Consider the following 11,612-nt stretch of genomic DNA (forward strand, 5'->3'; position numbering starts at 1 on the left):
ATCAACGACTCACCGCGATGGCTTGATCGTTCATAATTCGCGGAGTAAGGAAAACCAATAACTCCGATTTATTATCCTGAACTATATCTCGACGAAAAATTCTTCCTAGGTAGGGTAAATCGCCAAGAAACGGAACTTTCTCTACAGAAGAACTTCGAGTATTAGAGAAAACACCACCAATCACGATGGTCTCACCATCACGCACAAGAACCTTTGCATTAACTTCATTCTTCTTGATTGGCGGAACCCCTAACACCGCATTGGGATAGTCAGGCTCGTCTTTAGTAACCTTGACCTCCATTATAATGCGATTGTCGGGAGTAATTTGCGGGGTAACCTCAAGAGAAAGCGCGGCCTCTTTAAAGGAAACTGTCGTGGCGCCGCTGGAGCTCGCCTCTTGATAAGGCACCTCAGTACCCTTGAGAATTTTCGCAGTTTCTTTATCAGATGTTACAACTTTCGGCTGAGAAACAATCTCCCCATTGCCTGTCTTCTCCATAGCAGAAAGCTGCAGGTCCAAAATAGCGTTATCCGTAATAAAGCCAATGCCAATTCCAGCCGAACTATTCACAACGCCAAGATCTACAAAAGGAACAGGCACATTTGTATCACCTATCGTAGGGCGAGTACAAACACCAGCAAATGGACCACAGCTCCCAGCTCCATCAGCATCGATACCTGTCGCACCATCCTTCCCGTTAGCGCGCCATTTTGCACCAGCCCCTCCCAACGTCCCCCCCCAGCGCACCCCCAAGCTCTTATCGTAATTAACGTTCGCCTCCACAATTCTCGCCTCAATCATTACTTGGCGCACAGCAACATCCAGCTGGGTAACAATACGACGAAGCTCATCAATGCGCTCCTGAGTCAAAGTAACAATCAGGCTATTGGTTCTGTCATCAGAAATAACAGTACCACGCATATCATCTTTCAACTCGCCTTCTTTATCTTTACTCTCATAGAGTTTTGCAATATCCGACGCCTTGGCGTAATTAAGCTGAATAAAATCCTTACGCAAAGGAGCCAACTCAGAAACTTGCTTCTGGGCCTCTAACTCTTGGCGTTCGCGCGCAGCAATTTCATCAGCCGGCGCGACCATCAGAACATTACCAACCCTACGCTTGTCCAAACCCTTTGTTTTGAGAACCAAATCCAAAGCTTGGTCCCACGGAACATTTTGAAGCCGAAGTGTTATATTCCCAGAAACAGTATCACTCGCAACTAGGTTTAGATCAGTAAAATCAGCGATTAGCTGCAATACAGAGCGAACATCAATATCTTGGAAATTTAAAGATAACTTTTCACCAGAATACGCAAAGCTATCAGATTTACGCTTCTCTGCTTCAACCTGGGTTAGCGGCTTCACACTGACGGTAAGCTTATTATCTGCTTGATAGACCAAATAGTCATAAACACCTGATGGCTCAATAACAATACTCGCCGCACCTGCAGAGCCAATAGCACTCACGAACTGCACAGGAGTTGCAAAATCTTTCACATCAAGCTTTACCCTAAGTGACTCAGGCAACTGCGTCTTGGCAAAATCTAACCGAATTTTACCGCCCTGATCTTGAATATCTGGGCTTATGGACGCGTCCGATAAGGTAATAACAACATTCCCTTCCCCTTGTTCGCCGCGCTGGAAATCAATATTACTAACTTCTCTCGACTGAGCGATGTACTTAGAAGCTGGAGTTGATATCGGAGCAGACACTTCTCGGCTACTGGCTAGCGAACCTCTAGCGCCCTCACCAACCACTACGAAAAGGTTATTCCCCTCAGCGCGGGTACTGTAAGGGGAAAGACTGGTCAGATTTATAATCAGCCGGGTGCGGTCCTTAGCCTCGACAACTGTTACGCTACGCGCGTTACCTGCCCCAAGCTCTCTATTTTTTGTACCAAGCTTGTTCGACACACCAGGCAAATCAAGCGCAATGCGAGCCGGCTGATCTATTGTATAACCTCGCGGAGCAAGTACTGGCTCGTCAAAAGTCAACTTCAGCTCAACAAGATCCCCGGGCAATGCAGCAACATCAAGCGTTTGCAAATTTGCAGCCATCAATAAGGGCGACAAAAAAGCACTTACCAGCGAAAAGCCAAAAAATGAGAGACTTTTTTTCATCATCATATTCCGTTGAGCAGGGCGATTATTCTTTTTCATATTCATTCCGCTCCGATTAAGAACGCTCCTTGAGGGACAGGCTGCGCGGCCGCTCCAACCAACCGCCCTCACCGTCCGGAACGATTTCAATTACATCAATCTTAGATTCGTCTATAGCAACTATTCGACCATGATTGCGACCGAGATAATCACCAACCCGAACCCTGTGAACCCCTCCCGCACCATTCACCAGAGCAAAAGCTCCGGAATCATTCGCCAAGGTGCCCACCATTACAAAAGTTTCTATATTGAAACCTTCGAGAAATTGCTTAGTACGTGCTTCATCGGGCTTTATGTTTTTAGAACCCTTCTGCCGATCGGCCACCTCCAACTTCACTGGAGGCTGGAATGGGCTTCTCAATGCTGCAGCGCTGTACGTAAAGCTTTCATAGGTCTGAAATTTTGGCAAAGGCTCAATTGAACCTTTCGGACGAGCGCGAACCTCATCCATATAAGCCTGCAGGTCTGCAAAATCACCGCCACCACTGCAACCAGAAACAATTAATATAGACAATAACAACGCGGGCCTGACAAGCATCACTGCGCCCCCCCCTTATCATTATAACGATAAGTTTTGGCCAATATTTTCATACGCAATTTAGTCGAGCCATCATCGCTAGCTGGCACCAGATCAAAATCGTGCAAGGTAACAATTCGTGGAAGACTTGCAACACCACTAACAAAAGTCGCCAAGTCGTGATAGGCACCCACTACTGAAATCTGAATAGGTAACTCTATATAAAACTGCTGAACTTCCTCAGGCAACAGCTTAATTTCCTCGAATTCCAGACCACTACCCAGCCCCGTCCGGGTTATATCCTCTAGGAGCCCGGGAACCTCGGTATCACTTGGCAGCTGCTTCAAAAGCGCACCAAATGACACTTCCATCTCCTGCATTTGCTCTTTGTAAGCATCAAGATTTGCGGCCTGGAAAGCCTTACCTGAAAACTGCTCCTTGAGGGATACCTCCTCGGCCTGCTTACCCTCTAGCTGAACCTGTAAGTCTTTAAGGTGAAAGCTATAACCTAAGGCTACGACTGCAACTAACAGCAGAACACCTGCAATAAACTTTACCGCTGCCGGCCACGAACCAACATTATTAAGGTCAAGATCATTTAAATCAATTTGCCGCAGGCTCTCTAAAGAATCGTTAAGACTCATTTTCCAGCCTCCTCTTCTGCAAGCCCAGGCTGAGTTTGCTGCACACTTAACTGAAAAACATTAGCCTGATCAACTGCACCCGCCGTCACAGACTTAACCTCAGTAAGGTTTGGCGCAGTCAGCCATTCCGATGCGTCTAAATTTCGCATCAGGTTCGACACACGGTTGTTAGATTCAGCAGCGCCAACAATAGCGATATTTTTTGCCGTCATTTTCACCCCAGTGAAATGAACACCATCAGGTAATGTTCTAACCAACTGATCGAAGACACGGCCGATAATCGGTCGGTTACCTTGCAAGTCCTGAATAATTTTCATCCGCTCAAGAAGCTGCTGACGACGAGTTTTCAATTCACTGATTTCTTTAATCCGAGCATCCAGAACGGCAATTTCCTTACGCACAAATTCATTCCGTGCATCCTGCTGCTCTATTGCCCCGCTCAGGTATTGATCGCCGAGAAACACAGCTCCAGCAGCAACAATAAACACACCTGCAAGCGTCACCAAAAAGCGCTGCTTGCGCTCTTCACGTAGTTGCTCGCGCCAGGGTAGAAGGTTAATCCGCGCCATTAGTCGAAGCTCCTCATCGCCAGGCCACAGGCAATCATCAAGGCCGGCGCATCGCTGGCGAGCGCGCCCGCGTTGACCTTGCCACTCAGCGCCATCTCAGCAAATGGATTGGCGACCAATGTTTGGGTGCCAATTTTTTGCTGTATCAAACGGTCAAGGTCTGGAATCGACGCGGTACCGCCTGCCAACAGGATGTAGTCGACATCATTGAATTGACCGGCAGCGAAGAAGAACTGCAAAGAACGTGCAACCTGCTGAACCACAGCCTCTTTAAATGGCTGCAGCACTTCACTGTCATAGTCGTCTGGCAAACCGCCTTGCTTCTTGGCAAGGCCCGCTTCTTCGACGGACAGGCCGTAACGACGCTGAATTTCTTCGGTGAGCTGCTTGCCGCCAAACAGCTGCTCACGGGTATAGATAGTGCGGCCGTTGTGCAGAACGCTGAGCGTAGTCATCGTTGCACCGATATCGACAACCGCTACGGTCAGTTCCTCACGACCACCACCCAGCTGATCGATCAGCAGACCGTACGCACGCTCAAGCGCATAGGCTTCGACATCGACCACTTTAGCGGTAAGGCCGGCAAGCGCCAGAGCGGCTTCACGAACCTCAACGTTCTCCTTGCGGCATGCCGCAAGCAGCACCTCGACGCGATCAGCATTGCGCGCAGAGGCACCCTGCACCTCAAAGTCGATTGCGACTTCTTCCAGGGGATAAGGGATGTACTGGTCGGCCTCGATCTTCAGCTGATTCTCCAGCTCATCATCGGAAAGCCCGGCTTCCATTTCGATGGTCTTGGTAATCACTGCAGAACCCGCCACCGCCACCGCCACGGTTTTCACACCGCTCTTGGCTTTGGCGAGCACGCGCGCGAGGGCTTGCCCCACACCCTCTAGCTCGGCAATGTTCTTTTCAACCACCGCGTTTGGCGGGAGCGGCTCGACTGCGTAAGCCTCTACCTTGTAGCGGCTTCCGGAGCGGCTCAATTCGAGGAGCTTGACGGAGGTCGAACTGATATCGATCCCGAGTAGCGTATTCGCTTTCTTATTGAAGAGCCCTAGCACGACCGATTTCCTATTGGCATCCGCGACTTACGGACTATTTATGTTTTTTCACATTAAATAACAGTCTTGACAGAAGCGCAAATGGCTACCCAGCAAAAAAACCGCTTATAATGTGATCAGTTTTTCTCTTTTAACCTTGTGTTTCGCTTAACCCGTTCTTTTATCTGGAAATCCAAAAATCTTGATGCGTCTTTTACGTTTTTTTTGCTGGTCTTGCCTCGCCGCTTTTTGTGGCCTGGTACTCAGTTTCAGCGGGGCCTTCCTCTATCTTAGCCCTAGCCTTCCATCCGTCGAATCTTTGCGCAGCATCCAGCTGCAGATTCCACTGCGGGTCTATAGCAGCGATGCCAAGCTAATTGCTGAATTCGGTGAAATGCGCCGCTCGCCAATCGCCTTTGCGGAAATCCCTCCAGACTTCATCAACGCTTTGCTGGCAGCTGAAGACGACAACTTTGCCAACCATTATGGCGTCGACCTTACTAGCCTGATGCGCGCTGCAACGCAAATCTTGAAAAGCGGGCAAATTCAAACCGGCGGCAGCACCATTACCATGCAAGTGGCGAAGAACTTCTTTCTGACCAGCGAAAGAAGTTTCACCCGCAAGATCAATGAGATACTTCTTGCCCTACAGATTGAACGAGAGCTCAGTAAGAACGAAATCCTTGAGCTTTATGTCAACAAGATTTACCTAGGCAATCGTGCATACGGTATCGAAGCAGCGTCACAGGTTTATTACGGCAAATCCATACGCGAGGCCAGCCTTGCGCAAATGGCAATGATTGCCGGCCTACCCAAAGCCCCATCACGCTATAACCCGCTGGCCAATCCAGCCCGTTCAATGGAGCGCAGGGACTGGATTCTTGGGCGCATGTACGGCCTAGGCCGCATCGATAAACAGCGCTATGAAGAAGCCCTGGCTGAACCCATCAACGTCAGCTACCACGTACCCGCACCGGAGCTGGCGGCACCCTATATAGCCGAGATGGCACGCGCAGAAATGGTCGGCCGCTACGGCAGCGAGGCTTACACCGATGGTTTTAACGTCACCACCACGGTATCCAGCGACCTGCAGCTCGCGGCCAACTCGGCAGTCCGCGAGGGGTTGATCGCTTATGATCAGCGCCACGGCTATCGTGGACCGGAAAGCCGTTTACCCGGCATGACCAAGGAAAACTGGCAAGCGGAGCTGAGCAAGCAAACCTCTCTCGGCGGCCTGGAACCGGCCATTGTTACTGGCGTAGAGAAAAGCGGAATTATGGTCCTGCTGCGCAACGGCGAAGAACACGCCGTGGCCTGGGACAGCATGAAATGGGCGCGACCGTTTCTGAATACCAATAGCCTCGGCCCTCGCCCACAGCAGCCCGCCGATGTCAGCCAGATCGGTGACCTGATCCGCGTGCAGAGCCAGGAAGACAGCAGCTTACGCTTTGTTCAGCTGCCGGCGGCGCAGAGCGCCCTGGTCTCGCTGGACCCAAACAACGGCGCAATTCGCGCGCTGGTAGGTGGTTTCTCCTTCGAGCAAAGCAATTACAACCGCGCCGCGCAGGCCAAGCGCCAGCCGGGCTCAAGCTTCAAACCCTTTGTGTACAGCGCCGCGCTGGATAACGGCTACACAGCCGCCACGCTAGTGAATGACGCGCCGATTGTATTCGCCGACGATGCGCTGTCGCAGGTATGGCGACCGAAGAATGACAACAACACCTTCCTCGGCCCGATCCGCCTGCGCGAAGCCCTGTACCGCTCGCGTAACCTGGTGTCGATTCGCCTATTGCAGGACCTCGGCATTGCCAACACCTTGAGCTATATCGAGCGCTTTGGCTTTGAGACGAAGGACCTGCCGCCCAATCTGTCTCTGGCGCTGGGCACCGCGAGCCTCACACCAATGGAAATTGCTGAGGGCTGGAGTGTGTTTGCTAGCGGCGGCTACAAAACCGAGCCTTACCTGATCGAACGAATCGAGGACCGCACCGGCAAGCAACTATTTAATGCAAGCCCCGCGCAAACCCCCACCGGCATAGCTCAACGCGCAGAACAGAGCAGCGCCTTGCAACTCAGCGTCGGCGACCAGCCACTGCCGCCTGAGCCTGTGCTTGCCGAACAGATCATCGATGAGCGCACCGCCTACATCATGACCAGCATGCTCCAGGACGTGATCAAGCGCGGCACTGGCCGCCGTGCCATGGCCCTGGGCCGCGATGACCTGGCAGGCAAAACCGGCACTACCAACGAGTCGAAAGACAGCTGGTTCTCCGGCTATAACGCGGACTACATCACCACCGTCTGGGCCGGTTTCGACCAGCCGGAAAGTCTTGGCCGCAACGAGTATGGCGGCACCGTGGCCCTGCCGATCTGGATGAGCTATACGGCCGCGGCCCTCAAGGACAAGCCCAGCCACCTGTTGGCAGAACCCGAAGGCCTGCTGACCCTGCGCATCGACCCACACAGCGGCCGCGCAGCCACGCCGGATACTCCGGAGGCCTACTTCGAGCTGTTCAAGAGTGAGGACTCGCCGCCGCCCATGGGCGAGTTTGAGCCTGGCATGTATATCCCTGGCAGCCCGCTACCGGCCGATGAAGCAGCGCCAATCGACCTGTTCTAAAACCTCTGTGGCAGTCGCGTGACGCCTGAGAAAGCCAAAATAGCGCCAATAAAAAAACCCGCCGAGGCGGGTTTTTTTATTGCTCTTGAGCTAAGCGCTTAGCCGTTGAACACGTCGTTTACCGACTGCAGCGGGTAATGCTTTGGATACGGCAGAGTCGCCACACCGCTCTCAATCGCAGCCTTAGCCACGGCATCGCAGACCACGGTGATCAGACGTGGGTCCATCGGCTTCGGAATGATGTACTCACGGCCGAACGACAGGGCAATGCCGCCGTAGGCGTCGCAGACTTCCTGCGGCACCGGCAGCTTGGCCAGGTCACGCAGGGCCAGTGCAGCGGCGATCTTCATCTCTTCGTTGATGCGGGTCGCGCGAACGTCCAGCGCACCACGGAAGATGAACGGGAAGCCCAGGACGTTGTTGACCTGGTTCGGGTAGTCGGAACGACCGGTGGCCATGATCACGTCATTACGCACTTCATGAGCCAGCTCCGGTTTGATTTCCGGATCTGGGTTGGAGCAGGCGAACACGATCGGGCTCGGCGCCATGCGTTTGAGGTCTTCCGGCGCCAGCAGGTTGGCCCCCGATAGGCCGACGAAAACGTCAGCACCGTCCAGCGCATCAGCCAGGGTGCGCTTGTCGGTTTCGCTGGCGAATACCGCCTTGTACTGGTTCAGATCGTCGCGGCCGGCGTGGATCACGCCTTTGCGGTCGATCATAAAGATGTTCTCGACCTTGGCGCCCATGCTCACCAGCAGCTTCATGCAGGAGATTGCTGCAGCGCCAGCACCCAGGCAGACGATCTTGGCCTCTGGCAAGGTCTTGCCGGCGATTTCCAGGGCGTTGAGCATGCCGGCGGCGGTGACGATCGCGGTGCCATGCTGGTCATCGTGGAACACTGGAATGTCGCACTGTTCGATCAGCGTGCGTTCAATTTCAAAGCACTCAGGTGCTTTGATGTCTTCCAGATTGATGCCACCAAAGGTGATCGAGATACGGCGTACGGTGTCGATAAAGGCCTGCGGGCTCTCGGACTCGACTTCGATATCGAATACGTCGATACCGGCAAAGCGCTTGAACAGCACGCCTTTGCCTTCCATCACCGGCTTGGAAGCCAGCGGGCCGAGATCGCCGAGACCGAGAATCGCAGTACCGTCGGAAATGACTGCCACCAGGTTGCCTTTGCCGGTGTAGCGGTACGCCAGCTCCGGATCACGCGCGATTTCGCGCACAGGCTCAGCGACGCCCGGGCTGTAAGCCAAGGACAGATCGCGTGCGGTTGCGGTGGGCTTGGTTAGCTCGACACTCAGCTTACCCGGACGGGGTTTGGCGTGATATTCGAGAGCGGCTGTTTTCAAATCAGACATGTTGGCATTTCCGCTTTGGGCTGTTGAACAGGCAGGCGGCCGAGGATACGCAAGTTGTATACAGCTGCACAAGACTGGCAAGTCCGGATGGGCACGCGGGCCCTAGCGCACGACCTTCAGCCAGTCGCCAGCACGCGGCTGACCTGTCGGGTAGAGGTTATTCAACAGGCGCAGAGTCTTCAGCGCGTCACCTGGCAACTTGCTGCCCTTGGTCAGCGCTTCAATGGTTTGCCCAGGCTTGACCTTGACCATTTGCAGGCGCAGCGGCTGCGCCTGCTGGTACTCGGCACTGGTCATCGGCCGGAAGCTTTTGATCACGCTGAGAAACTGCTCATCCTGGCTTTCCAACGAGGCGCGACCACGCACCGCACCGACAAACAGGTAAACCCGCACACCCTGCTGGATAACCGCCACGCGCTTGGCGGCATTGCCTGGAATCACCGCGCTGTAGCCCGTGAGACCAGCCTGCTGCAACTCGACGCCCGCCACCAGCCGCTGACCGCCGACACGCTGGCGCAGCAACTCAGCCGGCGTCAGGTTCTGCGGGTTATCTTCCAGGGTCATGGCAATAAACGCTTGCTGATCGGCGGTATGGCCGATCAGCGCATCCGGGCGATTGAGCAGGCTCCAGCCCTGGGGAAACGCCAGGGTAAAGTTCAGATCGGCGTGATAGAAGCGCTGGCCACGACGCACGCCAGTTTCGGCAGAGTCACCGAAGGGCAAACCTTCCAGTCGCTTGAGAAAGACCTCGCGATTGACCTCCTGCTGGCCGGTGGCCAAGGCCCGCGCAGGGCCTAGTACCTGCTGCAAACGCCGGTCGTTATCCGGATGGGTATCGAACAACCCGTGGTAACCGCCGGCCGGCTGCGCCTCACCGCTCGCTGCAGCCTGGTCGCGGGCGAAGTCTTCCTGATTTTTCAGCACCTTGACCACTTCGATCATCGCCTGCGGGTCATAGCCGCTGCGGGCCAGATACTGCGCGCCGAGACCGTCAGCCTCCAGCTCCATATCGCGGCCATAGCCCCGCACAAAGGCGCTGCCCACCACGCCGGTGACATCGGCAGCGGCACCCACGCCGGTACCAATCGCCACGGCCTGGCCCAGCAAGCCCCAGGCGGTGGACTGGCTTTGCTGCTGCACGCTGTGCCGCGCGGTAACGTGGCCCACTTCGTGGCCAAGCACAGCGGCCAGTTCGGCTTCCGAGCTGAGATAAGCCAACAGCCCGCGATGGATATAGATGTAACCGCCCGGCAAGGCAAAGGCGTTGATATCCGGGCTGTCGACCACGGTGAACTGATAGGCCAACTGGTTGCGGTGGCTGTGCTTGGCCACCCGCTCACCGATCTGTTGCACGTAGGCCTGCAACTTTTCGTCGGCGTAGAGCGGATTTTCTTTGAGGATCTGCTGATTGTAACGACGGCCGAGGTCGAGTTCCTGCTGCTCGCTCATCATCACAAAGTTGCTGCGGCCGGTGGCCGGGTTGACTGCGCAACCCACCAACTGCAGCAGCAGGACGAACACCGTCATTACGCGCAAGATCATGGCAACACCTCCAACATGGCCTTATCGGTCAACGGCAGCATCCAGCGCGCCTGCCCCGCGCGTAAACCGCCACGCTTGGAGCGGTCGATCACCCAACCGCGGGCCTCGACCTTGCGACCTTCAAGGCCTTGGACAGCACGCAGATCAAAATTGCCCAACACCCGGGGAGCAATATGCAGCACCAGCGCATCACCCATCTCCAACCACAGCCCGCCGCCATTGCGTTCGACACGCTCGACCTGACCCTGCAGCAGGGCAAAGCCACCACTGCTCAACTGCTCAGCGGTTTGCACCGGCGAACGCTGCCAGAGCCCGGCACGTACCTGCCGCGCACTGCGCTCGGCGGCTTGCTGACACGGCACCAGCGCCAGATTGGGCGCGACAGCCACCAGATAGCCCAAGCCCTCGGCCAGCAACTGCGCCTCCAGATTGCGACCGCGGTCGTCGTAGGCATGCGCCAGAGTGCGTCCGTAGTGATCCTTGGTCTGTTTGCCGTACTGCAACGAAACGCGCTCATCGCTGGCCGCGACCAGCGCCTGCAAGCGTTTGCGCGCAGCTTCGGCAAAAGGCTCAGCAGAGCGGCCCTGACGGCCCATTTCCGGAGTATTAAGGCCGATCAGACGCACAGTGCGCCCATCGACCAGACGCAGGGTGTCACCATCCACCACGCGCTGCACCTTGGCGCTGGGCAAGTTGCCCGGCGCCGGGCAGGACGCCAGGGCGCAGCCTGCATAAACGCCGAAAACGAAAAAGGCGCCCACTAGGGACGCCTTTTTCAGTAGCGCGGGGTAACCCATCAGGGCCTCCCTCGCTGCGCGCAAGCTTACTGCTTGGCGCCGAACATGCCGAAACGCTGCTTGAAGCGATCAACACGGCCGCCGGTATCCAGCATTTTCTGCTTGCCGGTGTAGAACGGGTGGCACTCGTTGCACACGTCCAGGCTCAGTGGCTTGGCCAGGGTGGAGCGAGTTTCGATCACGTTGCCACAGCTGCAGGTGGCGGTGATGGCTACATAGTTCGGGTGGATATCGGCTTTCATGGTGATTCCTCAGGACTGTCGTGCCGCCACCAGACACTATTGTCAGGTACCGCACGGAATTAGGCCGGCGATAATACCAGAGCACCGCAGCGACGCAAGGCCGGCCGTCG

General features: G+C 55.2%; 10 protein-coding genes. 1 reads left to right on the forward strand and 9 read right to left on the reverse strand.

What is annotated here, in order from left to right; all coding sequences use genetic code 11:
* Position 1 precedes the first annotated feature (1 nt).
* The 5 genes from pilQ to AACY25_RS07015 are packed head-to-tail and all read right to left on the reverse strand — an operon-like array spanning position 2 to position 4,955.
* Positions 2–2,122, reverse strand: a complete 2,121-nt coding sequence (pilQ, locus tag AACY25_RS06995; protein WP_339523866.1) for a type IV pilus secretin PilQ — start codon at positions 2,120–2,122, stop codon at positions 2–4.
* A 55-nt stretch (positions 2,123–2,177) separates the two neighbouring features.
* Positions 2,178–2,699: a type 4a pilus biogenesis lipoprotein PilP gene (gene pilP / locus AACY25_RS07000; protein WP_339523364.1), complete on the reverse strand. Its 522-nt coding sequence runs from the start codon at positions 2,697–2,699 to the stop codon at positions 2,178–2,180.
* The gene (gene pilO, locus AACY25_RS07005; RefSeq protein ID WP_339523365.1) at positions 2,699–3,322 is read right to left on the reverse strand and encodes a type 4a pilus biogenesis protein PilO; all 624 of its coding nucleotides are present in this window, start codon (positions 3,320–3,322) and stop codon (positions 2,699–2,701) included. Before pilO ends, pilP begins: the two co-directional genes overlap by 1 nt.
* Positions 3,319–3,891: a type 4a pilus biogenesis protein PilN gene (gene pilN / locus AACY25_RS07010; protein ID WP_339523366.1), complete on the reverse strand. Its 573-nt coding sequence runs from the start codon at positions 3,889–3,891 to the stop codon at positions 3,319–3,321. The genes pilO and pilN overlap by 4 nt, the downstream gene beginning before the upstream one ends.
* Positions 3,891–4,955 carry a pilus assembly protein PilM gene (locus tag AACY25_RS07015; RefSeq protein WP_339523367.1) on the reverse strand — a complete coding sequence of 355 codons (1,065 nt, stop codon included), beginning with the start codon at positions 4,953–4,955 and terminating at the stop codon, positions 3,891–3,893. The genes pilN and AACY25_RS07015 overlap by 1 nt, the downstream gene beginning before the upstream one ends.
* 184 nt (positions 4,956–5,139) lie before the next feature.
* On the opposite strand from AACY25_RS07015, the gene AACY25_RS07020 reads away from it, so the two are divergent.
* Positions 5,140–7,554 carry a penicillin-binding protein 1A gene (locus AACY25_RS07020; protein WP_445262119.1) on the forward strand — a complete coding sequence of 805 codons (2,415 nt, stop codon included), beginning with the start codon at positions 5,140–5,142 and terminating at the stop codon, positions 7,552–7,554.
* A gap of 98 nt (positions 7,555–7,652) precedes the next feature.
* On the opposite strand, the gene AACY25_RS07025 is transcribed toward AACY25_RS07020, so the two are convergent.
* From AACY25_RS07025 to rpmE, 4 genes are all read right to left on the reverse strand, one after another.
* Positions 7,653–8,921 carry a malic enzyme-like NAD(P)-binding protein gene (locus tag AACY25_RS07025; RefSeq protein WP_339408879.1) on the reverse strand — a complete coding sequence of 423 codons (1,269 nt, stop codon included), beginning with the start codon at positions 8,919–8,921 and terminating at the stop codon, positions 7,653–7,655.
* Positions 8,922–9,023: 102 nt separating this feature from the next.
* Positions 9,024–10,463, reverse strand: a complete 1,440-nt coding sequence (locus AACY25_RS07030) for a M48 family metalloprotease (protein ID WP_339523369.1) — start codon at positions 10,461–10,463, stop codon at positions 9,024–9,026.
* Entirely contained in the window at positions 10,460–11,260 is an 801-nt protein-coding gene (locus AACY25_RS07035) for a thermonuclease family protein (RefSeq protein WP_339523370.1), read from the reverse strand. The genes AACY25_RS07030 and AACY25_RS07035 overlap by 4 nt, the downstream gene beginning before the upstream one ends.
* Positions 11,261–11,286: 26 nt before the next feature.
* On the reverse strand, positions 11,287–11,502 hold the full coding sequence (rpmE, locus tag AACY25_RS07040; RefSeq protein ID WP_275960444.1) for a 50S ribosomal protein L31: 216 nt from the start codon (positions 11,500–11,502) through the stop codon (positions 11,287–11,289).
* Positions 11,503–11,612: the final 110 nt, after the last annotated feature.

The sequence above is a fragment of the Pseudomonas sp. EA_35y_Pfl2_R111 genome (assembly GCF_963970955.1).
Taxonomy (GTDB): Bacteria; Pseudomonadota; Gammaproteobacteria; order Pseudomonadales; family Pseudomonadaceae; genus Aquipseudomonas.